The sequence below is a fragment of the Rhizobium sp. F40D2 genome (assembly GCF_051810745.2).
Taxonomy (GTDB): domain Bacteria; phylum Pseudomonadota; class Alphaproteobacteria; order Rhizobiales; family Rhizobiaceae; genus Rhizobium.
This window is the reverse complement of sequence record NZ_JBPWQX020000001.1, coordinates 430,553-456,173: the sequence shown is the minus strand read 5'-3', so window position 1 is coordinate 456,173 and position 25,621 is coordinate 430,553. Positions and strand designations below refer to the sequence as shown.

Annotated in this window: 22 protein-coding genes and 2 pseudogenes; 13 read left to right on the top strand and 11 right to left on the bottom strand. The window is 61.6% G+C overall.

The annotated features are described in order from the left end of the window. The first annotated feature begins 15 nt into the window (after window positions 1-15). From ACS4RS_RS24460 to ACS4RS_RS24440, 5 genes are all read left to right on the top strand, one after another. On the top strand, window positions 16-1,632 hold the full coding sequence (locus ACS4RS_RS24460; protein ID WP_439013434.1) for a caspase family protein: 1,617 nt from the start codon (window positions 16-18) through the stop codon (window positions 1,630-1,632). Beyond that, window positions 1,629-4,175, top strand: coding sequence for a trypsin-like serine protease (locus tag ACS4RS_RS24455; RefSeq protein WP_449314011.1), 2,547 nt, complete (start codon window positions 1,629-1,631; stop codon window positions 4,173-4,175). The genes ACS4RS_RS24460 and ACS4RS_RS24455 overlap by 4 nt, the downstream gene beginning before the upstream one ends. Before the next feature lie 14 nt (window positions 4,176-4,189). Further along, window positions 4,190-5,371: a serpin family protein gene (locus tag ACS4RS_RS24450; RefSeq protein WP_449314010.1), complete on the top strand. Its 1,182-nt coding sequence runs from the start codon at window positions 4,190-4,192 to the stop codon at window positions 5,369-5,371. Window positions 5,372-5,415: 44 nt separating this feature from the next. Then, on the top strand, window positions 5,416-7,821 hold the full coding sequence (locus ACS4RS_RS24445; RefSeq protein ID WP_439013431.1) for a protein kinase domain-containing protein: 2,406 nt from the start codon (window positions 5,416-5,418) through the stop codon (window positions 7,819-7,821). 223 nt (window positions 7,822-8,044) lie between these two features. Then, window positions 8,045-8,356, top strand: coding sequence for a DUF982 domain-containing protein (locus ACS4RS_RS24440; protein ID WP_003594936.1), 312 nt, complete (start codon window positions 8,045-8,047; stop codon window positions 8,354-8,356). A gap of 133 nt (window positions 8,357-8,489) precedes the next feature. Here the strand turns inward: ACS4RS_RS24440 and ACS4RS_RS24435 are convergent, their stop codons facing one another. Further along, window positions 8,490-8,966 carry a winged helix-turn-helix transcriptional regulator gene (locus ACS4RS_RS24435; protein WP_439013680.1) on the bottom strand — a complete coding sequence of 159 codons (477 nt, stop codon included), beginning with the start codon at window positions 8,964-8,966 and terminating at the stop codon, window positions 8,490-8,492. A gap of 104 nt (window positions 8,967-9,070) precedes the next feature. Here ACS4RS_RS24435 and ACS4RS_RS24430 point away from each other — a divergent pair, with 104 nt between their 5' ends. Then, the gene (locus tag ACS4RS_RS24430) at window positions 9,071-9,604 is read left to right on the top strand and encodes an alpha/beta hydrolase (protein ID WP_439013430.1); all 534 of its coding nucleotides are present in this window, start codon (window positions 9,071-9,073) and stop codon (window positions 9,602-9,604) included. Window positions 9,605-9,624: 20 nt separating this feature from the next. On the opposite strand, the gene ACS4RS_RS24425 is transcribed toward ACS4RS_RS24430, so the two are convergent. Genes ACS4RS_RS24425 through ACS4RS_RS24415 form a run of 3 tightly spaced genes read right to left on the bottom strand, consistent with a single transcriptional unit; the run spans window position 9,625 to window position 10,952 of the window. After that, window positions 9,625-10,236 carry an ATP-dependent Clp protease proteolytic subunit gene (locus tag ACS4RS_RS24425; protein ID WP_439013429.1) on the bottom strand — a complete coding sequence of 204 codons (612 nt, stop codon included), beginning with the start codon at window positions 10,234-10,236 and terminating at the stop codon, window positions 9,625-9,627. Window positions 10,237-10,281: 45 nt separating this feature from the next. Further along, window positions 10,282-10,641: an SRPBCC family protein gene (locus tag ACS4RS_RS24420; RefSeq protein ID WP_439013428.1), complete on the bottom strand. Its 360-nt coding sequence runs from the start codon at window positions 10,639-10,641 to the stop codon at window positions 10,282-10,284. Beyond that, window positions 10,638-10,952 carry a metalloregulator ArsR/SmtB family transcription factor gene (locus ACS4RS_RS24415; RefSeq protein WP_439013427.1) on the bottom strand — a complete coding sequence of 105 codons (315 nt, stop codon included), beginning with the start codon at window positions 10,950-10,952 and terminating at the stop codon, window positions 10,638-10,640. Before ACS4RS_RS24415 ends, ACS4RS_RS24420 begins: the two co-directional genes overlap by 4 nt. 489 nt (window positions 10,953-11,441) lie before the next feature. On the opposite strand from ACS4RS_RS24415, the gene ACS4RS_RS24410 reads away from it, so the two are divergent. After that, window positions 11,442-13,145, top strand: a complete 1,704-nt coding sequence (locus ACS4RS_RS24410) for an adenylate/guanylate cyclase domain-containing protein (protein WP_449314009.1) — start codon at window positions 11,442-11,444, stop codon at window positions 13,143-13,145. A gap of 13 nt (window positions 13,146-13,158) precedes the next feature. On the opposite strand, the pseudogene ACS4RS_RS24405 reads toward ACS4RS_RS24410, so the two are convergent. The 4 genes and pseudogenes from ACS4RS_RS24405 to ACS4RS_RS24390 form a co-directional block, all read right to left on the bottom strand. Beyond that, window positions 13,159-13,239: pseudogene (locus tag ACS4RS_RS24405) on the bottom strand (4-oxalocrotonate tautomerase); the annotation flags it as partial. After that, window positions 13,238-13,571 (bottom strand): annotated as a pseudogene (locus ACS4RS_RS24400) (ATP-dependent Clp protease proteolytic subunit); the annotation flags it as partial. The pseudogenes ACS4RS_RS24400 and ACS4RS_RS24405, both read right to left, overlap by 2 nt. A 111-nt stretch (window positions 13,572-13,682) precedes the next feature. Continuing rightward, window positions 13,683-15,452 (bottom strand): tetratricopeptide repeat protein, encoded by a 1,770-nt coding sequence (locus ACS4RS_RS24395; protein ID WP_439013426.1) that lies wholly within the window; start codon window positions 15,450-15,452, stop codon window positions 13,683-13,685. Window positions 15,453-15,792: 340 nt separating this feature from the next. Further along, the gene (locus ACS4RS_RS24390; RefSeq protein WP_439013425.1) at window positions 15,793-15,978 is read right to left on the bottom strand and encodes a 4-oxalocrotonate tautomerase; all 186 of its coding nucleotides are present in this window, start codon (window positions 15,976-15,978) and stop codon (window positions 15,793-15,795) included. Window positions 15,979-16,103: 125 nt separating this feature from the next. Between ACS4RS_RS24390 and ACS4RS_RS24385 the strand changes: the two genes are divergently transcribed. Genes ACS4RS_RS24385 through ACS4RS_RS24375 form a run of 3 tightly spaced genes read left to right on the top strand, consistent with a single transcriptional unit; the run spans window position 16,104 to window position 17,613 of the window. Then, window positions 16,104-16,988: a LysR substrate-binding domain-containing protein gene (locus ACS4RS_RS24385; RefSeq protein ID WP_439013424.1), complete on the top strand. Its 885-nt coding sequence runs from the start codon at window positions 16,104-16,106 to the stop codon at window positions 16,986-16,988. Between the two features lie 6 nt (window positions 16,989-16,994). After that, complete coding sequence (locus tag ACS4RS_RS24380) at window positions 16,995-17,249, top strand: hypothetical protein (protein WP_439013696.1); 255 nt, start codon at window positions 16,995-16,997, stop codon at window positions 17,247-17,249. Window positions 17,250-17,253: 4 nt separating this feature from the next. Continuing rightward, complete coding sequence (locus tag ACS4RS_RS24375; protein ID WP_439013423.1) at window positions 17,254-17,613, top strand: hypothetical protein; 360 nt, start codon at window positions 17,254-17,256, stop codon at window positions 17,611-17,613. A 148-nt stretch (window positions 17,614-17,761) separates the two neighbouring features. On the opposite strand, the gene ACS4RS_RS24370 is transcribed toward ACS4RS_RS24375, so the two are convergent. Next, complete coding sequence (locus ACS4RS_RS24370) at window positions 17,762-18,676, bottom strand: LysR substrate-binding domain-containing protein (RefSeq protein ID WP_439013422.1); 915 nt, start codon at window positions 18,674-18,676, stop codon at window positions 17,762-17,764. A gap of 118 nt (window positions 18,677-18,794) precedes the next feature. Here ACS4RS_RS24370 and ACS4RS_RS24365 point away from each other — a divergent pair, with 118 nt between their 5' ends. Both ACS4RS_RS24365 and ACS4RS_RS24360 read left to right on the top strand, forming a co-directional pair. Further along, window positions 18,795-19,331, top strand: coding sequence for a hypothetical protein (locus ACS4RS_RS24365; protein ID WP_439013421.1), 537 nt, complete (start codon window positions 18,795-18,797; stop codon window positions 19,329-19,331). An 11-nt stretch (window positions 19,332-19,342) separates the two neighbouring features. Continuing rightward, window positions 19,343-20,329, top strand: coding sequence for a zinc-binding dehydrogenase (locus tag ACS4RS_RS24360; protein WP_439013420.1), 987 nt, complete (start codon window positions 19,343-19,345; stop codon window positions 20,327-20,329). Window positions 20,330-20,700: 371 nt separating this feature from the next. Here the strand turns inward: ACS4RS_RS24360 and ACS4RS_RS24355 are convergent, their stop codons facing one another. Further along, a complete protein-coding gene (locus tag ACS4RS_RS24355) occupies window positions 20,701-21,471 on the bottom strand; it encodes a glucose 1-dehydrogenase (protein WP_439013419.1) in 771 nt (256 codons plus the stop codon). 187 nt (window positions 21,472-21,658) lie between these two features. On the opposite strand from ACS4RS_RS24355, the gene ACS4RS_RS24350 reads away from it, so the two are divergent. Then, window positions 21,659-23,626, top strand: coding sequence for an adenylate/guanylate cyclase domain-containing protein (locus tag ACS4RS_RS24350; RefSeq protein WP_449314039.1), 1,968 nt, complete (start codon window positions 21,659-21,661; stop codon window positions 23,624-23,626). A 149-nt stretch (window positions 23,627-23,775) separates the two neighbouring features. On the opposite strand, the gene ACS4RS_RS24345 is transcribed toward ACS4RS_RS24350, so the two are convergent. Then, complete coding sequence (locus ACS4RS_RS24345) at window positions 23,776-25,557, bottom strand: adenylate/guanylate cyclase domain-containing protein (protein ID WP_449314008.1); 1,782 nt, start codon at window positions 25,555-25,557, stop codon at window positions 23,776-23,778. Window positions 25,558-25,621 lie beyond the last annotated feature (64 nt).

The following is a 25,621-nucleotide window of genomic DNA, read 5'->3' as shown; positions in this document are numbered from 1 at the left end:
GAGGGGAGTTTGGCCATGTCCGCATCCGTTCCCATGGCCGCCGCATTCGCCCTCCTCAGTTTGGCGGCCACCAGCAGCCTGGCAAGGACGATCGAGGCGCCGGAGCGCGGCGCCGTCAGGGCGGTGCTGATCGGCATCGACCTCTACCGCAATGTTCCGCCGCTGCATGGCGCCGTCGCCGATGCCGAGGACCTTTCCCTTTCCCTGCGCTCGGTCGGCGTTAAGGACATGACGCTGTTGAAGAACGGCGAGGCCGACCGCGAAGGCATCTTCCACGCCATCGAAGCCGTGACGGAACGGGCAGGGACCGGCGATCTCGTCGTGCTCGGCATCGCCGGCCACGGCTCGAGCGAGCCGGAGCGCGTCAAGGGCTCGAAACCGAGCGGCCGCGACGAGGTCTATGTGCTGGCCGGCTTCGATACCCGGCTGCCCGGATCGCGCGAGCGTATCTTCGGTGACGAGTTCAAGGTGCTGATCCATAAGCTGGAGGCCAAGGGCGCCGATGTCGTCTTCATCGCCGACACCTGCCATGCCGGCGGCATGACCCGCGATGTCGATCCGCGCGGCGCCGAAATCACCTGGCGCCAGGCGCCATCCTATACGATCGAGGAGGATGATCTCGCGCCGATCTCGACGACGGCGGATGCGCTTTCCACTGGCTTCGATTTCAAGCGGCTGACCTTCCTGGCCGCCGTCGACGACAACACCAAATCGCCCGAAATCTCCATTCCCGGCATTCCGCAGAAACGCGGCGCGCTGAGTTATGCCAGCGCCCGCGCCTTCGAAGGGGCGGCCGACCGCAACGGCGACGGTGCCGTCAGCCGCCGCGAGCTGTTCGAATATGTGCGCCAGGCGGTCTATCAGTTCACCGACCAGCGGCAGAATATCTTCACCCAAAGCCCGCCCGGAACCGATCTCGACCGCGCCGTCGTCTTTGATTACCAGGGGGCAGGGGCGCAGGCGACGGCGGAGAAATCAAACGCTCCGCCGCCGGCCGAGCCCGCGCCGATCAGCGTTGCCGCCCTCGGCGCCGAGCCGGTACTGCAGGGCATCGAGCCGGCGGTCACGCCATTCAAGCTGACGGAGGGCGCCAATGCCGAACTGGTCTTCGACCCCGAAAAGCACGAAGCGATTGCCGGCGGCGATGTCGTTGCTTCCGGCATCGGCGCCGGCGACATGCCCTTCGTCGTCGACCGGATGGCCGCGCTCGACACGCTGAAGCGGCAGTCGGAGGTTAATCCGCAGACCGTGCGCGTCACGCCCTCCGACACCGTCCATCGCGAGGGCGAGCGCGTCGGCGTCACGGTCTCCGATCTATCCGGCCGCAAGCTCGTGCTCTTCGACGTCACCGGCGATGGAACCGTACAGTTCCTTTATCCCGGCGAGAAAGATGTCGAAGCGGAGATGCCGGCGAATTTCGACCTCGATCTTTCCGTCGTCGCCCCCTTCGGCACCGACCTGCTCGTCGCCGTCACCTCCGAAACCCCGATGCCCGAACTCGTCGAGTTCCTCAAGCAGAACGACCGGCGCCGCACCGCCGGCAATATCGCCAGGCGGCTCGGCGACGTCCTGCCCGAGGGTGCCCGCGTCGGATTTACCGTCCTCTATACCTCCGCCGGAGCCAAGCTATGAGCGCGTCGATCAGCAGCATCCTCAACGTTGCGGCCGTCATGCTACTGCTGGCCTCACCGATCCTGGCGCAGCAGGATACGGATTTTGCCGGCGAGGATGGCGGCCGCGTCATCGGCGGCCAGGCGGCGAAGAAGGGCCAATGGCCCTGGCAGGTCAAAATCCTGGCGCCCGATCCCGAACAGCGCGGCCGCTTCGGCGGCCATTGCGGCGGCTCGCTGATTGCACCGCGCTGGATCCTGACCGCCGCCCATTGCGTCACCAGCGGCCGCTCCGGCAAGCAGGATCTGTTCGCCCGCGACCTGTTGATCGTCGAGGGCAAGTCGAAGATCGACAAGGTCATCTCGGTCGACGGGCCAGATAAACCCGGCCTTGCCGTCGAAGACGTCGTCATCCACGAGGATTTCGACCGCAAGGTCTTCGCCAACGATATCGCGCTGATCAAGCTTGCCGAACCCGCCGTCTCCAAGCCGGCGGTCCTCGCCTCGGCGGGGGATGACGAAGTGGAGGCGGCCGGCCACAAGGCCATCGTCACCGGCTGGGGCTACACCAAGGCCGATCACGGCTGGGACGACAAATATCTGCCTACCGAGTTGCAGGAGGTCGAGCTGCCGATCGTTGCGCGCGAGGATTGCCGCGCCGCCTATCGCGACAGCTCGATGCGGATGAACCCGATCGACGAGCGCAATGTCTGCGCCGGTTATGCCGAAGGCGGCAAGGACGCCTGCCAGGGCGACAGCGGCGGGCCGCTGGTGGCCCAGCGCCCGGACAAGAGCTGGATCCAGCTCGGCATCGTCAGCTGGGGTGCCGGCTGCGCCGAAGCCGAGCACTATGGCGTCTATACCCGCGTCGCCGCCTTCCGCGGCTGGATCGCCGCCAAGACCGAGGGCGACGTGCCCGATGTCGAAGCGCCCAGTTCAGGCGATCAACTTGCCTCGACCACCCCCGGCACCGGGACCAAGCCAAGGCAATCCGGCCAGAAACTCGCCAACCTCGCCATCACCACCCCGCCCGCCGGCGACAGCGCTCCTGCCGCCACCAGCGAAACGCCCGCCGACAATACCGCGCCCCCTGCCAAGCCTGCCGCCGAGGAACCCGCCGTCCAGCCGCCTGTTGCCGAGACGCCCCCAGTCCACGCCCCTGATGGACAAACACCCGGCATCCAAGGCTCCCCAGGCGACCGCGTGCTGCTGATCGGCATCGACGATTACGAGATGCGCGAGGCGAAACTGACCGGCTCCGCTACCGACGTGAAGGCGATGCAGCTCTTCCTGGTGAAGACGCTCGCCTACCGCCCGGAACAGATCCACACGCTGACCAACCGCAAGGCCACCCGCGAGGCGATCCTTGCCGAAATCGACGACTGGCTGGTGCGCCAGTCGACGCCCGGAAGCCGGGTCTTCCTCTATTTCAGCGGCCAAGGTTCAGAGGAAATGGGCGCCGAGGCGACGACCAGCCCGACGCTTGTCGCAGCCGACGCCAAGCTGGTGCGCGAGGCCGGCAAGGTCACGGTCACCAACCAGATCCGCGAAACGGAAATCGCCGCACGGCTGAACAGCCTTAAGGACCGCCGCGTCACGCTGCTGATCGACGCCTGCCATGTCGGGCCCGGCAGCCGCAGTGCGGTCGCCGCCCCCTCCGGCTCGGTGCGCTGCCTCGGTCCGGCGCTGGCCGAGCTCGAACCACCGAACAAATCCGGCAAGGAAGCGAAGTTCTCCTTCGGCGGCGAAAACGCCATGGTCTGGTCGGCGGTCAACTCAGGCCAATGGGCGCTGGTCGATCGGGAGGCCAAGCCGCCGGTCGGCGTCTTCACCCGCCGCTTCATCGAAGGCGTCGAGGATGGCGTGGCGCGCGCCGCCGACAAGCCGAATGTCAGCAACGCCGCGCTGCTCGATTATGTCCGGCGCAAATCCGACGAATATTGCCGGATGCATGCCGAGGATTGCCGCTTCACCCCGGTCCCGCAATTTTATGGCCAGCCGGATGCGCTCGGCCGCGATGTCATCACCGGCGAGGAGGCAAAAACCCCGCTCGCCGCCGTCGAGAATACGCTGAAGACCGACAACGAGGCGGGTGTTGCCGTCGATGTACTGCCCGGCACCTCGGTCGGCATCGGCGACAAGGTGGCGATGCGGGTTTCGACCAAGAAATCCGGCTACCTGATCCTCGTCGATATCGATGCCTCCGGCAAGCTGACCCAGCTCTACCCGAACAAGCGCTCGATGGGCTTGAAGCCGACTGCCAAGAGCGGCGACAACCGGCTCGATCCGGCCCGTCCGGTCGTCGTGCCCGATGCGCGCAATCCCTATACCGGTTTCGAATATGTGGTGGAGGGACCGGCCGGCGTCGGCATGGTCGTCGCCATCCTCAGCGACAAGCCGATCGAAGTGCTCGACCTGCCGGATGTGCCGACGCCGCTGGTCGGCCAGCGCGCCGCCTTCAACTATGTCTACGATCTCGCCCGTACGTTAAGGATCGTCGGCGACGACGAGACCGGCGCCCAGGGCAAATGGTCGTTCGATTCCAAATTCTACCGCATCCGCTGAAGAGGAGGGAACCCATGCCGAAATCCACTCTGCTGGCGGGTCTTGCCGCTTCGCTGCTGACGCTTGCCCCAGCCCATGCCGACAACTCCGGCGATGGCAAGACGTTGCTCGCCGCGCAAGCCGGGCTTGCCGCCGAACTCATCGACCGCACGCTGGCAAAGGAGGGTGCTGCCAATATCATGGTGTCGCCGGCAAGCCTTGCCGCAGCCCTCGGCCTTGCCAGCCTTGGCGCCTCCGCCGAGGGCAAGGCTGCGATCGCCAAGGGCCTCGGCTTCGGCAGCGAGGTGAAGGGGCCGGAGACGGTGCTCGGCGCGATGACCCCGGAGAAGCCGGCAGCGGCGGATGCGCCTCTGGCGACGGCAGTTGCCATCGTCTTCGACGACAAGCTGGTGCTCGCCCCCGACGCGCTTTCCATGCTCGCCACCCACCGGATCAAACCATCAATCGAAGATCTCGACGGACCGGCCTCGGTCGAGCATATCAATGGCTGGGTCAAGGAGACGACGCGGGGCGCCATTCCCGTCATGCTGGACGCGCCGCCCGGCGGCGGCTTCGTCAGCCTGGGCGCGCTGTCCTTCAAGGCGCGCTGGAAGACCTCCTTCGAGAAAGAAAGCCCGGCAAGCCCCTTTCAGCGGCCTGATGGTTCGACGATTTCGGTGCCGATGATGCATCTCGCAGGCGATGGGCAGAAATTCCGCTTCAACGAGAAATTCGCCGCCGTCGATCTTGCCTATGCCGGCGAAAGCTACAGCATGGTCGTGGTGGCGGCGCGCTCCGGCAAAGGTGTCGGCGGCGCCGACCTGAGGGCGCTCTCTTCCTGGCTGCAGGGGGAAAAATTCGAACCTGCCAAGGGTGAAATCTTCCTGCCCCGCTTTTCCCTGAGCGACGGGCGTGATTTGATGCCGGTGCTCAATCAGATGGGCCTGGCGGCCGGGAAGGCCAAGGATGCGGCATTCCCGGGTTTCACCAAGGAAAACATTCGCTTGTCGCGCGTTCTTCAGAAGACGATGATCAAGCTCGACGAAAACGGCACGGAGGCAGCGGCAGCCACGGCAGCAATCACCGAACGCAGCATTGATCCGAAGCTCGTTCGCGTCGTTGCCGATGCCCGTTTTGCCTTCGCACTCAGGGATACAAGGACCGGCCTGCTGCTCGCCGCAGGGCTGATCGGCGATCCGCTTCTGGCGGGCGAATAGAATGCGGTTTCATGGAATGCCAATGATTGCAGGGGGATACGTGCATGAGAAGTGATCTGATCGCCCGCTACACGATCGGCGAGCCGGTCTATGAGAACGAGTTCATCGTCTATCCCGCTCAGGACAAGCGGATGGATCATGCGGTCTTCATCGTCGCCCCCGATGTGGCGTTGAAACTGGACAAGGCGCGTTTCGAGCGGGTCTGGACCTCCATCAACGAGGCGAAATCGCTGACCGCCCGGCGCTTCGTCGAAATCGAGGACCTGATCCCGCCGTCGCCGGAAGACGACAATTTTTACATCGTCGAGAAGCGGCCGTCGAAGACGCTGCACCAGTATCTCGACGAAACCGAAATGGTGGCCTACGAGCGCGCCGCCGAGATCGGCCGCCACATCCTCGAGGGCCTGGCGACGCTGCACGGCGCCGGTTACGCCCACAACGCCCTGACGGACCAGTGCATCTACGTCTCCGAGGATTATTCCGGCCTGTCGGTCCGGATCGGCAACCTGCACCTGATCTCGAAGATCGGCGAACACATCATTCCGCCCTATGTGCCGGAATTCGGCGCGCCGGAGATCTATGCCAGCGGCACCTTCTCGGCCTCAGCCGCCCTCGACATCTATGCAATGGGCATGATCGCCTACAAGCTCTTCCTGCCGCGCCAGACCTATAACAGCGTCTTCGACAGCGTCATGGTCTGGGAAGACGAGCACCAGCGCGAGCAGAGCTGGAAGAACATCCACCTCGACCCCTCCAACATCTTTCCCCGCCTGGATGTTCTGATCCCCGGCTTTCCCGAGGGTCTTGCAAGCCTGATCGAAAGGATGCTCAGCCGCGACCCGGCCCAGCGCCCGCGCACCGGCGCCGATGCGCTCGGCGAATACACAAGGGTGACGACAGGCATCCAGCCAATGTCCTGGGATCCGCGCGGCGGCATGCCGCAGCAGGCGGAGGCGCCGAAACCGAAAAAGTGGACGCCTGTCAAAATCTCCATGATCGCAGCCCTGCTGTTGATCTGCATCGGCGTCGGCGCCATCACCATCCCGAAGCTGCTGCGCCCGGATCCGAAACTCGTCGCCGATGTCGGCACCTGGAAGAAGGAGGCCGAAAGCCGAAAACAGAAGGCGATCGCCGCCAAGGCGCCGGAGCGCCCATCCGGTGACCAGGCGAAACTTGCCTATGACACGGGTGCAGCGGCACTGACCTCCGCCGATGCCCTGCTCAAGGATGAAGACTACGACAAGGCCCTTCCGGGCTTCCAGTCTGCCGCCATCAATCTCGGCAATGCGCTGATCGCCATATCAAAGGAGAATGCCGAAAAGGCGAAAGCCGCCGCTTCGGCCGCCGGTGGCGACAAGGCGCCGGCTTTTGCCGAGGCCGACGCCAAGATGAAGACCGCCGCCGACAGCGCCGCCGCCAAACAGATGCACGGCGCGATCGACAATTACGATGCGTCGAAAACGGCTTTCGATGATCTCGCCAAGGCGCTGACCACGCTGGCAGCGGCCGAAAAGAACGCGACGGCAAAACGCGAGACCGTCAATCGCATCGGCGCCGGCGATAGCCCGGATGTCGCCAAGGCGAGCGGCCTGATGACTGATGCCAAGGCCAAGGCCGAGCAATGGCAGGTGCCGGCCGCGACATCGGGCTATGGCGACGCCGCCAAACTTTTCGACGCCCTCATCGCCGACGTCATGGCGTCGAAGGACGAGGCGACGGCGCTGAAGCAGCAGGTCGCCGATCTCAACGCCTCGATCACGACGCGCGCCGGCGCGGCCGATCCGACGCTTGCCGCCCTCGCGCCGAAAATCGGCGAGGCCGACGGCCGCTACAGCGCCGAGGCCTATAAACTCGCGCTCGCAGCCTACAAGCCGATCCTTGCCGATCTCGAGGCGCTGTCGGCGCGCGGCTTCTGCCCGGTTTCACCGACGCTGGCCTTCGAGCAAGTGCCGGCGGGGAGTTATTCGCTGGACAATGTCCGGCTGATGACCGCCTCGATGAAGGAACTCGGCGGCATGCTCGGCGTCGCCAACGGCGCCGTGAAGGTCGAAAAATCCTTCTGCATGCAGGCAAAAGCCGTCACCCGCGCCGAGATGGCGGCCTATTACACCGCCAATTCCGATCCCGCTAGCGCCCAGGCCTACAGCGACAATCCGCAGCAGCCAGCCGACGACGTGCCGCTGGCCGTGGCGCAGAACTATACCGCCTGGCTGTCGAAACAGCTGAACGCTCCCGTCCACCTGCCGTCGGCAACCGAATGGATGGCAAGTGCGACGAAGATGGCGACGGAAAAACTGCCCGACAACGGCGACATCATCCTGCAATGGAGCGCCACCCCCTGCGAAGCCGGTGGCAACGTCGCCTTCATGGCACAGGAGGGCTCAACCTTCGTCGTCTGCTCCGACGCATCGGCCGGCGGCATTTTCCGGGTGACTGCCGAGTTGCGGTGAGGGGGTGAAGGGTTGAGACCGAAGGAGAAATCCCGCTTGCCCCGATCGGCGCCACACGTGCTGACGCAGCGCTTGAAATGAGGTCGCAGAGAGCCTTTTTCCTTGATTCGGCAGCCTCGCGCTCAGGCGGTACGCTTCAAGAAATTTCAATTCCACCTTTCATAAAATGCGCGTATATTAAAAGTGGGGATTGCAGTATGCCTGCCTTGAGGGGTCGAGGATAATGTGCTGGAACACATCAGCAGCATTCACGCCGGTCGGTTTTGCTTTGCGAGGTCCGGCATCTCGCAAGATCGTATGGACGCTTGGAGACGCGGCGCGTCTCCTGATGAACGATTGGCCTTGCGATGACGGCGAGGAATATGTGGCGGCCGTGAAAGCCTGCGTCGACGCAATCAGCGGCAAAATTGCCCCGGAACAATTCCGGGAAGCGCTTCTGCGTGCGGCCGAAGAGGCGGGCATCGCCGCTCTCTGTCTCGTTCCCCAGGGCGTGGCAGCGCGCCGGCCGGACCTGCCGTCGAAGGCGCAAAGATAGTCCGAATCCCGAGAAGCTACCCGCCTTCGACATCATGTTTGCGCCAACAGCAGGCAAGGTCGGGAATTACCCTCCCTTGCAACTTCGGAAAGTAGGCGGAAACCCGAAACAGAAATTCGGTCTTATTGCCAAACTATCCCTTCATCATGAGTTCACGTCCGATACGTTTGGTGGGCTCGCTGCGTAACACAATCGCCGTGGTGACCGAGCCGTAGCGCGCCACTGCATCGACGATGCTTTCCAGCTCTGCTGGCGACGGTACAATCACTTTCAGATGGAAGCAGTCTTCTCCTGTCAGCCTGAGGACCTCGATAACCTGCGGCATCTCTGAAAACTGCTTGAGGCAAGTTTTGATGTATTCGTGCGTGGTGCGCAGGCGAACGATCGCCATCATTCCCAGCCCTACCGCAGCAGGATCGATAAGAGCCCGGTAACCGCTGATGACCCCGCGTTCTTCGAGCCGCTTCAGACGTTCTGACGTTGCGGGTTGAGAGAGGCCGACCCTTCTCCCCAGTTCGGAAACGCTGATGCGACCATCATCCTGCAAGATCTCGATCATCGAGATGTCGGTAGGATCGAACGCAGCATGAGTATCGAATTGTTTCGCCATTGACTTTAAATCCATCGGAATAGGGGCGCCTTTTCCGATGAATGCCAATTTATCTTGCCTGCGTAAACGATCATCCTTGGCGGAGAACGACCAAGAGGTGAAGCATGACTGAAATCATTCATCTGCCGGGTATCGGCAATTCCGGCGATCTCCATTGGCACACACGTTGGGAGGACGCCGATCCGTCGATACGCCGTTTTGCTCCTGCGAGTTGGGACGAGCCAGACCTTTCCGACTGGATCGCAGCGCTGGAGCAGGCCGTGCAATCCACGCAAACACCACCGGTTCTCGTGGCTCATAGCCTGGCCTGCCTGCTCGTGGCGCATTGGCACCAGATGTCCGATTTGCCGATCAAGGGCGCAATGTTGGTCGCTGTCCCTGATCCGGCATCTCCGGCTTTCCCCGCCCAGGCATCAAGTTTTGCACGGCCACCCGAGAAGAAATTCCGATTTCCTTCTCTGATCGTGGCAAGTAGCGATGATCCCTATGGTTCGTTGCCGTATGCCCAAATGCGAGCGGAGCAATGGGGCAGCGAGTTGAAAACGATTGGCGCAGCCGGCCACATCAATGGCCAAAGCAAACTGGGTGATTGGTCAGAGGGTCTGGCGCATCTGAGGGACTTCGCAAGCCGCGTGTAGGCCGTGCGGCTGCCAGTCCCTTACTGATCGGCCGGAGCTTCGCGGAGCTGCATGATCTTGTCGATCAAGCCCCATTCCAATGCCTCCTGCGACGTCATGAAGCGGTCGCGGTCCATGGCGCGTTCAAAATCCTCATAGGAGCGGCCGCAATGTTCGGCGTAGAGCCGGGTCATACGCTGCTTTGTTTTCAGGATTTCCTCGGCGTGGATTTGCATATCGGTCGCCTGCCCCTGAAAGCCGCCTGATGGCTGGTGGATCAGGATGCTTGCATTTGGCAGGGCGGCCCGCTCGCCTGGTTCGCCCGCCATTAGCAGAAACGATCCCATAGAGCGGGCCGTGCCCATGCAGAGCGTGTGAACCGGTGCGCGGATGTAGCGCATGGTGTCGTACATGGCGAGGCCGCTGGTCACGACGCCGCCCGGCGAATTGATATAGAGGTGGATAGGCTTTTTGGGGTTTTCTGCTTCCAGAAACAGGAGCTGTGCGCAGACGAGGGCCGAAACGGTATCGTTCACCTCGCCATTGAGGAAGACAATCCGCTCGCGCAGAAGCCGGGAATAAATATCGAATGATCGTTCTCCCCGGCTGGACTGTTCTACGACCATAGGGACAAGTTGCATCGCTTCGCGCATCGGCGACCTCCAAACTTCCAGAGTTTTAGGGTGAGGCTCGCCGCGTCAGGCGGCGAGCATGAGGAGCGGGCTGTTGCTGTTCGCGGCCGCCCTCGCCATTCGGTCGAGCCTTGCATCCGTCAGTTCGTGGACGATCCGAAGGCAGGTTCCGCCCGTCGCGTTCGGTGTGATCGTGAACGTCACGGTGCTTTCAAGGAAAGGTGGGCTGTCGTCGCGCAGCCTGTAGCGGACTTCCTGGCCGGGAGTGACGGCGATCGCATCGGGATCGGCCAATGCCTCCTTTGGCAACCACCTTTCCCGAAATTCGGGAATACTGATAGCGCGCCAGACCTTGTGCGGCGGATCGACCAAGTCAAATTCCAGCTCGACGCCGCTATTCTGCTCCTCGGTCTTTTGTTCGTTCATTGATCCATGTCCTTCAGCAAGACCTTGAGAGCTGCGATGCGGTCGGGCCAATAGGCGCGATACTTCGCCAGCCATTGAGCGATGAGAGCCAGCCCCTCCGGATCGACTTCGTAGTTCACGAAACGCCCCTGCCGTTGTTCCCTCACCAGCTTCGCACTCCGCAGAACCGCAAGGTGTTGCGACATTGCCGGCTGGCTGATCTCCATGCCGTTGCGCAAGGCGCTGGCGTTCATGCTCCCCGCCGCCAGCTTATCAAAGATCGCACGGCGGGTCGGATCTGCCAAAGCCCGGAAAAAGTCATTCTCGATCATGCCAACACATAAGCATAGACTTATCTGATTCGCAAGCTTCTTTTCGTGGCGGCCTTCTGGTGTCGCTGCGAAGATAGCTGGCAATTCGAGGGGCTAACCCGCCTTGGACATCACGTTTGCGCCTATAGCGGACGTCAGTTCATAAGCGACGTATGTCCGAGTTGGGGCCGAAGGAGACTGGCCGCGTCTGGAGAGCTAGCCAGAAATGCAGGCTTAGCGCAGTGCAGTTCGGGTCTCCCCCGGTGCCATTTCGCGAACAGAACTGGGCACTTCCGCCGAAGACCCGCTCGACCCCATCACCAGACGTTCAAGAACCGTCTGCTGTCCGTGGTACAGATTTCCGTGTCGTCCACCTCGACGCCGCCAGTCACGAAGAAGGCTGACGGCTCGATGGAGGTGGAGACCGCTTGGACATTACCTCTCACCACTTGTTGACTCACCCGCAGTTGAACAATAACTTGCTAATTTGGTCGTTGGGCTTGTCCTCAGATGACGGATCAATTTCTTCAGCGTCGTCTCGCTGCCATCGTCGTTGCCGATGTGGTGGGATATTCACGCCTGATGGAGGCTGATGAAGTCGCAACGCTTGAAAACCTCAGGGAACTCCGTTCTGGCGTTATCGAGCCGGCTGTGAGACGCCACAACGGTCGCATCTTCAAGGTCGTGGGCGACGGCTTCCTAATCGAATTCGGCAGCGCGGTGGACGCGGTCGAAGCAGCGCTGGAAATGCAACGGGCCACCACGACTGTCGAGGCCTCCGGAGATCGACGCCTACTTTTACGTGTAGGCGTCAATCTGGGAGATGTCATTGACGACGGTTCAGACGTCCTCGGCGACGGGGTCAATGTCGCGGCGCGCTTGGAGACACAGGCCGCGCCGGGAGGTATCTGCATTTCAGCCGGCGTTCACGACGAGATCGTCGGCAAGATCGGCGACCGGTTCTTCGACGCAGGCGAACGCTACCTGAAGAACCTGACTCGCCCGGTCCACGTGTGGCATTGGCCGGATGCGCTGCAGAGTATATTGCCGCTGCCCGAATGTCCCTCGATCGCTGTATTGCCGTTCACGAATATGAGTGGGGATGATGCGGACGCGCCTTTCGTCGACGGCTTGACCGAAGACCTGATCACCGACCTTTCTCGTACGGCTGGCCTGTTCGTCATCGCGCGCAATTCCGTATACGGCTACAAGGGCAAGCCGGTAGACGTACGGCTGGTCGCCCAGGAACTCGGCGTCCGCTATGTCCTGGAGGGGAGCGCCAGGCGCGCAATGGGTCGCGTCCGCATCAATGCCCAATTGGTCGACACGCTTGCCGGCCAGCACTTGTGGGCCGACCGGTTTGACAGGACGATGGAAGATGTTTTCGAGTTGCAGGATGAAGTTAACGCCAAGATTGTTGAAGCCCTCGTCGGCCGGCTGACCATCCCGACACCGCGCAATCGGCCAACGAACTTTGAGGCGTACGATCTGTGTGTGCGCGCCCGCCTCCTGACGGAAGAGTCGCCGCAAACTGAGCGTGAGGCCTATATGCTGCTCCAACGCGCGGTCAAGCTCGAGCCATCTTATGCCGAGGCGCTCGGTCTGCTTGCCTATAACCGTTGGCTTGCCTGGACTCATTTCGGCGAGCCCGAAGATCCTAACCGTCGGATGGCGGCGACATCAGCGCAGAAGGCGGTCGAGCTGGATCCCAACGATGCCGGCTGCCGCTACGTTCTGGGGACCATTCTGGCCTACGAGCGGCGATGGGAGGAATCGGAGGCCGCCTTCGCCAAGGCCCTGGAGCTGGACGCCAACCACGCCGACACCTGGGCCGCCATGTCGGACATTTCCGTGCTGGACGGCAGGGTTGCCGACGGACTAGCGCAGATCGAGAAAGCTCTGCGGCTCAATCCCCACCCACCCTGCTGGTATCTTTGTCATCTTGGGCAGGCGCAATATGCCGCGCGTGACTATGACGCGGCAACCGCTACGCTCCGCAGGAAAGACACGTATCGTACCAACTCACGCAAATTCCTGGCTGCTACGCTTGCGCAGGCCGGCCACGGTGATGAGGCGCGGCAAGAAGCAGAATTGTTCTTGATCGCACACCCTCATTTCACCATCGGCCATTGGCTCAGCTCCCAACCGCTGCGCGATGCATCTATACGAGACCACTTTGTCGACGGCTTCCGAAGGGCCGGCCTGCCTGAGTGATGCGGGACGTCTCTCAGGCCCCGGATTTCAGCTTGCCACCGACCGCCCAGGAATCCTTGGCGATCTCCGTTATCAGGATTTCCACCGATTCCGGCGTGAATTTGCATATCGGTCGCCTGCCCCTGAAAGCCGCCTGATGGCTGGTGGATCAGGATGCTTGCATTTGGCAGGGCGGCCCGCTCGCCCGGCTCGCCCGCCATCAGGAGAAACGATCCCATAGAGCGGGCCGTGCCCATGCAGAGCGTGTGAACCGGCGCGCGGATGTAGCGCATGGTGTCGTACATGGCGAGGCCGCTGGTCACGACGCCGCCCGGCGAATTGATAGAGGTAGATCGGCTTTTGGGGGTTTTCTGCTTCCAGAAACAGGAGCTGTGCGCAGACGAGGGCCGAAACGGTGTCGTTCACCTCGCCACAGGTGAAGAATATGCATGTTTTCTCGACGTTCGTTCGTACAATCTGAGGCGAACCAGATACAAGGCGGCGTGCTTTTGTGGAGCCTACGGAAGCTGCGGGACGACTGCCGGCGATGGAATGCAATCACTCGATGAGGCCAGCTTTGCGCAGTCCGTCCACAATGCGCTCGAAATCGGCTGGGTTCTTGTAGGGCAGCACTTTGCGCCTGTGCTCCAGCGAATAATCGGGATTGATCCGGAACACTTCCTCCCACTGCCCGCGCGCCTCCGCCACGCAGCCCAAGTGACCATAGCTCGCCGCCAGCAACACACGTGAGATGTCGGTGGCAGGATTGCGGACTAGTCGTCGCTTCAGGAAGACAACGGCCTCCTCGTACCTGCCCAACTGGAACATCGCCTGCGCGTGGAAGTGCAGAAAAATGTCTGGATAATATGGATTCAGGGCGATCGCCCGCTCGAAGCAGACGAGGGCCTCGTCGGATCTGCCCGCATAGTGCAGCGCGTTTCCGAGGCTCTCGTGGCCCTCGACAAGATTGGGAGCAAGCGCGATCGCGCGTTCAGCCTCGCGGATGGCCACGTCAAGTCGTCGCAGGTACAAGTTGACGACGGCCAGCGCCCAATGTGCGTACGGATACCGATCGTCGAGCGCCACCGCCAGCGTCGCAGCCTCGGTCGCCTGTTCCAGCGATTTCGACGGTGATCGGCTCCACTGGTTAACGTAGGCCAGCCCGTGCGTGACGGCGAGGAACGCGTGGGCCGGGGCGAATTTCGGGTCCAGATCGACGGCGCGCTGCAGCAATTGCCGGCCCTGAATGTTCTGCTCTCTCGTCAGCCGCCACATGTGTTCACGGCCCCGCAGGAAGCAGTCATAGGCTTCCAGATTTTGAGTCTGCTCGGTCGCGAGCCGCTGCTGGTCCCCGGCCGTCAGCTTGAGTTCCAGAGCGCCGACGATCTGCTGCGTGACATCATCCTGCACTGCGAAGATATCGGTCAGGTCGCGATCGAAACGCTCCGCCCACTGATGCCCGCCGGTGGTGGCATCAATCAGCTGCGCGGTGATCCTCACCTTGTTGCCTGATTTGCGAACGCTTCCTTCCAGCACGTAGCGCACTTTGAGGCTGTCGCCCACTTCCTGCACGTTCACGTTCCGGCCCTTGAAGGTAAACGACGAGTTGCGAGCGATGACAAACAGCTGCGACAGCTTCGATAGAGCTGTGATGATATCTTCGGAGATGCCGTCAGCGAAGTACTCCTGCTCGGCATCGCCGCTCATGTTGACGAATGGCAGCACGGCAATCGAGAGGTCCAACGGCAATGCGGCCGGCGCACGAGCAACGGCGGCGGTCACTCCTGGCTTTACCTCCGCGGCGGTGCCGACCTGGAGCGAATAGATCCGGATCGGCTCGGCAATGTTCTTGAGTTGCGTGTTGCCGAGATCGCTGACGGAGAGATCGAGTCTCGCCCTGACCTGGCGATATGCGTCCTCGGACAGGCAAATAGCGCCGGGGGCCGCGATACCTTCGAGACGCGAGGCGATGTTGACGCCGTCGCCCATCAGGTCGCCATCGAATTCCTCTACTACGTCCCCCAGATGGATGCCGATCCGGAACTCGATGCGCCGATCCTGCTGAACGCCGGCGTTTCGCTCGACCATGCCGTTCTGCACCTCGATGGCGCAGCGCACGGCATCGACAACGCTGCGGAATTCGACCAGCGCTCCGTCACCGGTGCGCTTGATGACACGGCCGTTGTGCACGGCGATGGTTGGATCGATCAGGTCGCTGCGCAGTGCCCGCAACCTTGCCAGGGTGCGATCTTCGTCCTCGCTGGCGAGCCGGCTGTATCCGACTACGTCCGCGGCCAGAATTGCGGCCAGCTTGCGATTCTCGCTCATAGAGCCGTCCCCCATCTCTACGATAGCAGGAAGACAGAGACAGGGGAACTTCTGCCCAGAGCGATCTCGGCCGAGATCAAGTTCTCTGGTGCATTTGCGACCTACAGCGTGTTCGTCGACGATGTCTACTTTCGGCAAACTCCACCATGGCTCAGATGCGCCGAAAGGCCCAGTCCGGACGAAGCCGGGTGTCCCAGTTTACGGGCCGTGGATTCGCAGCAGCCCAGCAAGTCAACCGGTCGCCCATCGCGGTCAGCACGGGAGCCGCGCACCGGCTCCCTGCCCAATACCATGGCACCGGCGACCCGCAGATCAAGCCTTCGATGCTGCGGGTCGTCTCTCAGGCCTCGGATTTCAGCTTACCGCCGACCGCCCAGGAATCCTTCGCGATCTCCGTTATCAGGATTTCCACCGATTCCGGCGGGCATGCCAGCGTTTCGACGGCGGCCTTGGTCGCTTCGCCGGCGAAGGCGCGCTTCTGATCGTCGGTGCGGCCGGGATGCATCTGCAGGTGAAGAATAGGCATATTTTCTCCTTGGTCATGTTGGCAATGTCCATCGCCTTGGCTCGGACGTGACCACTATGTTGCAAATGCTGAGGTTGATAAATAAGCTCCCGGTATCGTCATTCGAAACCAATAGGTAGGCAATCATGGACAAGCTGGCCGGCATGGCCATGTTCGTCAGGGTCATCGACAACGGCAGTTTCGCGGCGGCGGCGGGGATCGCGCAAGTCTCGCCTGCCATGGTTGCCAAGCACATCAAGACCATCGAGACCCGGCTCGGGGCGAAGCTGATCCATCGCACCACGCGACGCCATCAGCTGACTGAGGTTGGCCAGCTCTATTACGAGCGCTGCAAACGCGCGCTGTCCGAAGTGGCGCTGGCCGAAGCTTCGGCCAGCGAGCTGCAATCGGCGCCGCGCGGCCGGCTTCGGTTGGTGGCACCCGTCAGCTTCGGGACGCAAATCCTGGTGCCGGCGCTGATCGATTACCAGAACGCCTATCCCGACGTCAGCATCGAGCTGTCGCTCGACAACAATGTCCATGACCTCGTCGGCGAGGGGTTCGAGCTCGGCATCCACATCGGCCCGCTCACCGACGACAGCCTGGTCGCTCGCCCGCTGACGCCCTACCGGCGGATTCTCGCTGCCTCGCCGGATTATCTTGCCCGCCATGGCCGGCCGGCCTCGCCCGAGGCTCTGACCAACCATCTCTGCCTTGGCCACTCCTATTGGCGCATGCAGGATCGCTGGCACCTGGTCGGGCCGGGAGGCGAAATGCGTGATGTGTTGATTTCCGGAAAATTCTCCACCAACCAGGGGGCAGCACTACGCATGGCAGCGCTCAGCGGCGCGGGAATCGTGCTTCAGCCGGAACTGCTGCTCGCCGCCGATATCGCCGAAGGACGTCTTGAGCAGGTGCTGCCGGAATGGTCCTACAAGCCCGTTCCGATGTACCTTGTGTATGCCCCGAACCGTCGACCGACAGCGATGTTGCGGACGGTGATAGATTTCCTGGTGGAGCGGTTTGGCTAGTGAAGCTTGGTCGAGGCCGACGGCCGTTGCAGTGCGGAGGCCTATAAGCTCGCGCTCTCAGCCTACAAGCCGATCTTTGCTGATCTCGAGGCGCTGTCGGCGCACGGCTTCTGCCCGGTTTCGTGGACACTTGCCTTCGAGACCGTGCCGGCAGGAAGTTATTCGCTGGAGAACGTCCGGCGGCGCGGCATCGGCAAGGCAAGTCCTGGCACAAATTTCAAGACTACTTGCGGGCGCAGATGCACCGACCGCACTCAATGACAGAATGGTAGGTGCGGAATTGTCCGCGTCCCTGCTTTTCTTAATCGCGCAACGATCGTCTGATGCTTATGAAGCGTCCCGCGAGATTAGCGCGGCAGGTGAGCCAAATGCGATCCGTCGTGCCATGATCTTGGCGATCGGCCGATTTGCCCGTGGTCAGTTCGGATCGTTGCTTGAGATCGATGCCGAGCAAGAAATTCTCGATACATCCAACCCGACGGATTTGGCTGCCGACTTGCTGCTATTTCATGAGGCCGGCATTCATCACACGATAGATATGTCGGTCACGGTCAATGCCGACGGCATCATCGTCAAAGCAATCGACTTTGCAACAGAAGAACATGATTTGATGCACGACGAGTAAATGCGGCGATCGCAGCTTACGGCGCGAGTACCGCACATAGGGGACGTGACGCTGCGAGTGTGTCTGCTTTAAGGAAAAGGTTGTGACGTACCTAACGACCGTTTCGGCTAAGAACCTCTGTGTGATTAGCTTTTCTCGCTCACGCTTCTCAGCTCCAGCAAGGTGGGGTCCCGACGTGATCTTTCAGCGCTTGCGTGAATGCCTTGACTTTCGCAGGTGGCGCCGCGAGGGCGCGCAGGAGATAGATTCCCGAAGGCCTCTCATTCCAACTCTCCCGCGATATCGACAGGCGTACAAGATCACCCGCCTTCACTGAAGGTCCCGATACCCAGCTTGGGAGGAAGGCAACGCCCATCCCGGCCAGCGCAGCCCCATTCAGCGCTTCAAAATCATCTGATCGGAAGATAACGTGCTCACAGGTCTCCCCTGTTGGCGCGCCGAGAATCGCAGACCACCCAAGAAGATCGTTGCCGTGGAGCTTGTCGAGAAGGCGATGATTGCGAAGCGCGGCTTCACTTTCTGGCACGCCGTGCTGCTCAAGATAAGCAGAACTTGCCACGAGCACGCGATCGTGAGGCGCTAGCTTGGTTGCGATCAGCGAGGTATCCTGCAGTTCACCCATCCTCACCACCAAATCGAGCCGCTCTGCAACCGGGTCGGCCAGCCGCTCCGTGAGATCCAGCTCGACATGCAGGCTCGGAAATTCTCGCGCCAGAGATGCCAGAACAGGGATGACGTAGCGCTTACCGAATGTCGGGAAACAGGCGATACGCAGCGTGCCGCTGACCGCACCGTCGAAAGCAGCAACCTCGGCATGGGTATCGGCGAGATCGTCAAGCAAGCGTTGCGCACGCTCAAGGAGATGACGCCCCGCGTCCGTTAATGACAGTGCCCTTGTCGAGCGGACAAGGAGCGAGACTCCCAGGTCCTGCTCGAGCGCATCGATCTGTCGAACGATAGCCGAGGGAGTGACAGCCCGACGCCGAGACGCGGCCGAAAAGCTGCCCGCGCGGACGACGTCGACAAAAACCGCCAGATGTTCGGCGAAGCGTGGGTCCCTCATCTTTGCCTACGACGCAAAACCGTTCCGACCATTCAGTTGGTTATCATCCAAGGTCATCAGGAGCAAATTCCTTCTCGTCAACGGGCAGTTTTGCTCACCAAACACAAGGAACACTTCCATGGTCAAGGTCCTCGATACAATTCTCTCACAGTCCGCCTATTCCGCCGAGATCGACGTTCCGCTCGAAAAGATCGACATCGCCGATTGGCTCTTCAATTTGCCTGAAGCGGAATATCTTCGCTGCTGCTCGCCCGACCACATTGCAGCAGGCGTCACCTGGACTGACGACGGCCGTCGTATGTCGATCAATGTCGAACAGATCGGCTCGGGCCTCGTAGTGCAGCACTATGTCGCCGAGGTCGCCGAACCAACCTATTGCCGGATGAACTCAATCTCGGATGTCTTCACAGCCAATGGCAGAACCCAGGTCAATGTCGTCTGGGAACTCTCCGTTGAGAAGATTGACGACCGCAGGACGCGCTACACCAACAAGGTCACAGCCCATCCGACGGATGCGTTCATGAGCTTTATCCAAGAGCATGGGGTCACCTACGAAGATGCTGCAGCAGCCCGTCAGACAGCAGGCGGAGACCATAATCGTCGCGAAACTCCGCTGTTTGCTGCCAGCATCGCCCGGCGCGCGCTTTCGAAGTAAGGAGCCTTGCGATGAAAGCGATCATCTTCGATGACTTCGGAAGCGCCGATGTAATGCGACTTGCCGACGTCCCCATGCCCGAAGTGCGTCCCGATGACCTCCTGGTGAAGGTCATGGCGGCAGGTGTCAACCGCGCTGACCTTCTTCAACGTGAAGGTGTTTACGGTTCTCAGACTTACGGCGATAGCAGCATTCTGGGCCTTGAGGTCGCGGGAGAAGTAATAGCCGTCGGAAACGCAGTCAGCGACTATGCCCTTGGCGACCGTGTCATGGGGATTGTCGGCGGCGGCGCCTATGCCCAGTATGCGCGCCTCGACAGCGGCATGGCGACTGTCATTCCGTCCGGCATGTCCTTCACCGACGCAGCCGCAGTCATGGAAAGCTTCGTGACAGCCTGGGAAGCGCTGGCAAATCTCGGAGGGATCGCGGCGGGCGAGATCGTTCTCATCCATGCTGCTGCAGGCGGCATCGGATCGGCTGCGGTCCAACTTGCAAAAGCTCAGGGCGCGACAGTGCTGGCCACTGCGTCTGGAAACAACATCGAAAACGTACTGGCACTCGGCGCGGATGCCGTCTTTGATTACAGGCAGGTCGACTTTGAGGCAGAGATCACTGACGTGACAGCCTCACGCGGTGTGGACCTGATCATCGACTTTGTCGGCGGGTCCTACTTGGCCCGTAACATCAGAAGTCTTGCGCCTGGCGGTCGGCTTGTTCAGGTCGGGCTGTTGGGGCGTGATGACAATGCCATCATTCCCCTCGGTACCGTTCTTCACAACCACCTGCAACTGCTGGGGACGGTGATGAAATCCAGATCGCGGGCAGAGAAGAGGGCAATGATCCGGCGGTTCGGTGACCAGGTGCTGACGATGATGGGCAAGGAACTTCAGCCCGTCGTTGGAGCGCTCTATTCGCTCTCGGCTGCCTCGGATGCCCATCGTCGAATGGAAGCCGGCGGTGTGTTCGGCAAAATCGTTCTTGGCGATTTTCATCCGTAATGCCGGAAGAAAGATTCCCGCTCTTGAACGGGATCGGAGTGACGGACCTACCCTCAGATATCGGCGTACAGATTACGAAACTTCGTCGCGGGTGCGACTGCTTATAGGCGCGCGCCGCGATGACTTCTATGACCGAAACGCGGGCGCGAAGCAGTCTTTAAGTGATCCAACCTTGGCTGGCTCCCTTGGGCCGAAAGCGACGAATTGTCTCGGCAGAAAGTGCCCGAAGCGGGCACACCCATTGTTCTCCAGGTCATACCGATAGAAATCGTGGATAGCCATCGCATTTGCCGGTGAGGGAAGGTGATCCCAATCTGGGAAATTGTCGTTATCGTCCGGATAAGACTTGCACCGCCACAACAGCCTCCGCCTCAGGCGACGGACCATCCGCCGTCGACCAGCAGGTTGGCGCCGGTGATCAGGCTCGCAGCTGGCGATGCCAGGAAGACGACGGCACCCACCACATCATCGGTTTCACCGATCCGGCCGAGTGGAATGTGATCGAGCGTCGCTTTGCGATTGTCGGCATCGGAGAGAAAAGGTGCTGTCCCATCGGTGTGGATGAAGGTCGGCGATACGGTGTTTACGGTGATATTATAGGCTGCCCATTCGGCTGCAAGGCAGCGCGTGAGGTGATTGATCGCCGCCTTGCTCATGCAATAGATGGCCTCCCCGCGCAGCGCCACGGTGCCAGCCTGGGAGCTGATGTTGATGATCCGGCCCCCATTGCGCTTGATCATGTGACGCCCGACTGCCTGCGTCATCAGAAAGGTGCCCTTGATGTTGACATCGAGGATCTCGTCAAGGTCCCTCTCCTCGACAAGTTCCGCGAGATTGCCGGGCGCCACGCCGACATTGTTGATGAGGACGTCAATCCGGCCGAATGTCGTCAGCGTTGCGTCGACGGCTTGGGCGATATGGGCCTTGTTGGGAAGGTCCAGTTCAACAGCGAGGACTTCTCTTCCCGTCCCCTCGAGTTCGGCAACCAGTCCCGCCGACGCTGCGACGTCGCGGACCCCCAAAACAATATCGGAGCCTGCTGCGGCACAGGCAAGCGCGCAAGCTCGACCGATGCCACGGCTGGCTCCCGTCACCAAAGTCACCTTGCCCTCCAGGCTGAAGTCCGGAGCATTCTTCTGCATCATGGTGCCTCCCTCGATGAACCTTATTTATGGCAGGGTCGGCGGGCGGATGCCAGATGGCAGGTCTGCTTTGCTTTGGGTCGGACAGCCCCGCAAGCAGACCTGCCGTCTCGGCGGTCGTCTAGTTGCCGCGCTTCGATGGGTGTAGACTGGCGACACGATTGCATGGTCATGCTAGGCAACGATGATGGGCACCCCCGCGCTCGACCGAAAGCTGCTCGCGATCCTCGCAGCGGATATGGTCGGTTACTCCAAAGCGATGGAGGCCGATGAGGCCGGCACCATCAAGCGGCTGAAGGCCATCCGCGCCGAGCTGATCAATCCCGCTATCTCTGAGCGCCATGGCACCGTCATCAAGCTGATGGGCGACGGCGCGCTCGTCGCCTTCGACAGTGTGGTGGATGCGGTTGCCTGCGCCGCGGCGTTTCAAAATGCAGTGGCGGCGCGCAATGCCGGCCTGCCGGAGCCCGAGCGCATTATCTTCCGCGTCGGGATCAATCTCGGCGATGTCGCCCTGGTGGATGGCGATCTCTATGGGGATGGGGTGAATGTCGCCGCGCGGCTGGAGCATCTGGCCGAGCCGGGCGGCGTGGTGGTGTCGGGCACGGCATACGATCATCTCCAGGGCAAACTCGACTGGCCGCTCGATTTCGCCGGCGAGCAGCAGGTCAAGAATATCAGCCGCCCGGTGCGGATGTATCGGCTGAGGCTCGACGGCAAACGGGCGCGCCGCCCGCTTCTCGCAATGATCCCGCGCTGGGCCAAAACGGCCGCGGCGGCGATCGTCACGCTGGCTCTGGCAGGCGGCGGGGCCTGGTGGTTCCTCCGGCCGGAACCGCTGATCGGCAAGCCGTCGGTGGCGGTGCTGCCCTTCGACAATTTTGGCGGCGACGAGGCGAGCGGGCGCCTGGCCGATGGCCTGACCGAGGACATCATCACCGACCTCGCGCGGTTTCCCGAATTCGAGGTGGTGGCGCGCAATTCGACGGAAGTTTTTAAAGGCAAGCCGGTGGATGCCCGCCAGGTCGCAACTGCGCTCCATGTCGGCTTTGTCCTGGAAGGCTCGATCCAGCGGCAGAGCGGCCGGGTGCGGATCACCGCCCAGTTGATCGATGCCAAAACCGGCCACCATCTTTGGTCGGAAAATTGGGACCGGCCGGCCGAGGATGTGTTTGCCGTTCAGACCGAAATCGCAGAGCAGGTCGCCAACCGCCTCGGCGGCGGCGTGGGGCTGATTCAACAGGCCGGGCGGGCTGCGGCCAAACGCAAACGCCCCGAAAACCTCAACGCTTACGATTACTATCTGCTCGGCTCAGAGAAGATCGAAAAGCTCACCAAAGCCGATGACGAGGAGGCCATCACCTTTCTCAACCGGGCCGTCGCGCTGGACCCGGGCCTGGCGCGGGCCTGGGTCGAACTTTACCACGCTCATGATCTGATGGGAGTGTTCGGCGTCGATCCCGAGGGCAACCGCAAGCTGGCCGCCGATGTGGCCGAACGCGCAGTGCGGCTCGATCCGAGCGACGCCGAAGCCCATGCGGTGTTCGGCATGAGCCTTGCTAATAAGGGCGACATGGGTCGCGCCAAGTCCGAATTCGACACCGCCCTTCGTCTCGCCCCCGGTTCGTCCGAAATCCTGACCTTTTACAGTGGCTATGCCGCCCGCTTCAACGAACCGGAACGTGGTGCTCAAATGGTCGACAAGGTCATGCGGCTCGACCCGAACTATCCGATGTGGGCGTCCAATTTCTTCGCACCTGCCTATTTCATGGCGGGGCGGTATCAGGACGCGGTGACGATGCTGGAGCGCATGACGCCCAACAACTACCAGCGATGGACCTGGGTGGTCCGCAGCAGCTCGCTTGCGGCACTGGGCCGAACCGATGAGGCGAAGGCTTCGGCCGCGGAAGCTCTGAAGCAGCACCCCGAGGTGACCGTCGAAAGCATGATCAACGAACCCGGCCTCAGCACAATCGAGCGCAACCGCTTCATAGAGACAATGCCGCTCGCCGGCTTCCCGGCATGCGCCAAGCCCGAGACGCTGGCAAACCTCGCCAAACCTGTGCGACTGCCGGAATGCCAGGCGAAGGAAGCCTGTCGGCCAGCCATAAAACAGCTCTGCAACGCGCGCCCCTCCAAGAGAGCCCCATCCTGACGTGCCCCGTAGGACCTCGAAGGGAGGGCGGGTCAGGCGTTGATACACGCAAGAAACAGCGTTGCGACTTGCTTCGCCCTTTCGGGCTGCGCACCTCAAGCATGAGGGACGTTGGAGGATGCCGCGCCCCAATAATCGCCGAGCCTGACCTATTCCAGGCCCGCCAGTCGCAAGCCCTCGATGTATCTGGCGCGGTCCTCCGCTCGGATTAGCGGGTGGTATTTCTCGACCCAGGCGATGCTGAGGTTTGGCTGCAGGCGCTTGCACTCGGCGAGCCCCTGTCGTGCAACTTCCAAATCACCAGTGAGGCCCGCGGCTGCCGTCAGCGTCCGCCAGGCCGTACCGAAGTCGGGCCGTAGTTGAACAGCACGCCTCTCGGCAGTAACCGCGTCGGCGTAGCGGCCCGCGATCAGATGGCATAAGCCTTCGATCGATAAATTCGCGGGCTGCGCGAAGTCGCGGGGGCTCAGTCGACTCGCGATTTCCAGCTGGCGATAACCCTCTTCCGCAAGCCCGGCATAAGCGTAGGTGACGGCCAAAATGACTCGCGCCAGTGCGAAGCACGGGTTGCGTTGCAAAGATTCATTGAGTTCTTCAACTGCTGGGCCGAAGCGCCGCGTAAAGGTAAAGATATAGGCGGCGGCCAGATGTCCCCAGGGATCGTCTGGATCGAGGTCGATCGCCCGTTGGGCAAGAATCAATCCGTCAGATACGCCGCGCTCGAAATCCATATTGCCGAGTGCAACCCGCGTGGCGAAAATCCAAGCGAGCAGACTACGCGCCCGCGCATAACCGGCGTCCAGTTCGATAGCCCGCTTCAGCAGCGCTATCCCCGTGTCGTCTTTTTGCGAAACCCATGTCCAGATATAGGGCATTGCTCGCACGACGCAGCCCCAGGCGTCGAGGCTCTCCGGCGGCTTGCTCTGCAGGCGAAGGTTTTCGGCGGCGTAGAGCTGCGGCTCAATCGCTGCGGCAACATTGGCGGTGATCTCGTCCTGCAGCGCAAAGATGTCGGAGATAGGCCGATCGTAGTGCTCCGCCCAAATGTGGTTGTCGCTGGTCGCGTCAGCAAGGTGACCAGTGACCCGTAGGCGATCCCCTGCCTTGCGAACGCTGCCTCCCAGGACGTAGCGAACGCCAAGTTCACGAGCGACCTGACGGCTGCTCACTGCCTTGCCCTTGAAAGCGAAGGTCGAATTGCGCGCGATGACGAGGACGCCTCGCGCCTTCGACAAGGCGGTGATGATGTCTTCGGTTATGCCATCACCAAAATACTCCTGTTCCGGGTCGCCGCTCATGTTCTGGAATGGCAGGACAGCAATCGACGGTTTGCCGAGTGACGTGGCCTGCCCGGCCGGGCCGACCGTGGGAGGGTTCACATCCCGCACCCTGAAGGCACGGACCGGGTGCTCGATGTTCTTCAGTGCCTGCTCACCCATATCTTCGAAGGCATAGTCAACTTTTCCCGCCGCATCGTCCCGCACGCGGGCCGAAACGCAGATACCGCCGGGTTCGGCTATGCTTTCGAGCCGTGCGGTAATATTGACGCCGTCACCGAAAATGTCACCATCTTGCTCCAGGATATCTCCGACATTGATGCCGATACGGAAATCCATGCGCATATCCTCGGCCTCGCTGGCGTTGCGACTGGCCATAAGAGTTTGCACTTCAACCGCGCATCGAACTGCATCGATGACGCTCGTGAACTGTGCGAGCAATCCATCACCAGTGGTTTTGACAATACCGCCGCCATTCCGCAGGATGACCGGATCAAGAACGTCGCGGCGATGCATGGTCAGCCGGGAAAGGGTGCCCTCCTCATCAATACCCACGAGGCGGCTATAGCCAGCCACATCGGCGGCGAAAATAGCGCAAAGCCTGCGTTTGGCCTGACCCGTTGGCAACCCCCATCTCCCTTCGGCTGAGATCATACACCGACTCCAAACGGTGTGCGAGCATGCCGCGTTTTTCACTTGCGCCGAGGTCAAGCTCTAC

Bases quoted from the DNA above. Each gene is read 5' to 3' on its own strand.
- ACS4RS_RS24460 (WP_439013434.1), top strand. From the start codon at position 16: ATGTCCGCATCCGTTCCCATGGCCGCCGCATTCGCCCTCCTCAGTTTG.
- ACS4RS_RS24455 (WP_449314011.1), top strand. From the start codon at position 1,629: ATGAGCGCGTCGATCAGCAGCATCCTCAACGTTGCGGCCGTCATGCTA.
- ACS4RS_RS24450 (WP_449314010.1), top strand. From the start codon at position 4,190: ATGCCGAAATCCACTCTGCTGGCGGGTCTTGCCGCTTCGCTGCTGACG.
- ACS4RS_RS24445 (WP_439013431.1), top strand. From the start codon at position 5,416: ATGAGAAGTGATCTGATCGCCCGCTACACGATCGGCGAGCCGGTCTAT.
- ACS4RS_RS24440 (WP_003594936.1), top strand. From the start codon at position 8,045: ATGTGCTGGAACACATCAGCAGCATTCACGCCGGTCGGTTTTGCTTTG.
- ACS4RS_RS24435 (WP_439013680.1), bottom strand. From the start codon at position 8,966: ATGGCGAAACAATTCGATACTCATGCTGCGTTCGATCCTACCGACATC.
- ACS4RS_RS24430 (WP_439013430.1), top strand. From the start codon at position 9,071: ATGACTGAAATCATTCATCTGCCGGGTATCGGCAATTCCGGCGATCTC.
- ACS4RS_RS24425 (WP_439013429.1), bottom strand. From the start codon at position 10,236: ATGCGCGAAGCGATGCAACTTGTCCCTATGGTCGTAGAACAGTCCAGC.
- ACS4RS_RS24420 (WP_439013428.1), bottom strand. From the start codon at position 10,641: ATGAACGAACAAAAGACCGAGGAGCAGAATAGCGGCGTCGAGCTGGAA.
- ACS4RS_RS24415 (WP_439013427.1), bottom strand. From the start codon at position 10,952: ATGATCGAGAATGACTTTTTCCGGGCTTTGGCAGATCCGACCCGCCGT.
- ACS4RS_RS24410 (WP_449314009.1), top strand. From the start codon at position 11,442: ATGACGGATCAATTTCTTCAGCGTCGTCTCGCTGCCATCGTCGTTGCC.
- ACS4RS_RS24395 (WP_439013426.1), bottom strand. From the start codon at position 15,452: ATGAGCGAGAATCGCAAGCTGGCCGCAATTCTGGCCGCGGACGTAGTC.
- ACS4RS_RS24390 (WP_439013425.1), bottom strand. From the start codon at position 15,978: ATGCCTATTCTTCACCTGCAGATGCATCCCGGCCGCACCGACGATCAG.
- ACS4RS_RS24385 (WP_439013424.1), top strand. From the start codon at position 16,104: ATGGACAAGCTGGCCGGCATGGCCATGTTCGTCAGGGTCATCGACAAC.
- ACS4RS_RS24375 (WP_439013423.1), top strand. From the start codon at position 17,254: ATGGTAGGTGCGGAATTGTCCGCGTCCCTGCTTTTCTTAATCGCGCAA.
- ACS4RS_RS24370 (WP_439013422.1), bottom strand. From the start codon at position 18,676: ATGAGGGACCCACGCTTCGCCGAACATCTGGCGGTTTTTGTCGACGTC.
- ACS4RS_RS24365 (WP_439013421.1), top strand. From the start codon at position 18,795: ATGGTCAAGGTCCTCGATACAATTCTCTCACAGTCCGCCTATTCCGCC.
- ACS4RS_RS24360 (WP_439013420.1), top strand. From the start codon at position 19,343: ATGAAAGCGATCATCTTCGATGACTTCGGAAGCGCCGATGTAATGCGA.
- ACS4RS_RS24355 (WP_439013419.1), bottom strand. From the start codon at position 21,471: ATGCAGAAGAATGCTCCGGACTTCAGCCTGGAGGGCAAGGTGACTTTG.
- ACS4RS_RS24350 (WP_449314039.1), top strand. From the start codon at position 21,659: ATGGGCACCCCCGCGCTCGACCGAAAGCTGCTCGCGATCCTCGCAGCG.
- ACS4RS_RS24345 (WP_449314008.1), bottom strand. From the start codon at position 25,557: ATGATCTCAGCCGAAGGGAGATGGGGGTTGCCAACGGGTCAGGCCAAA.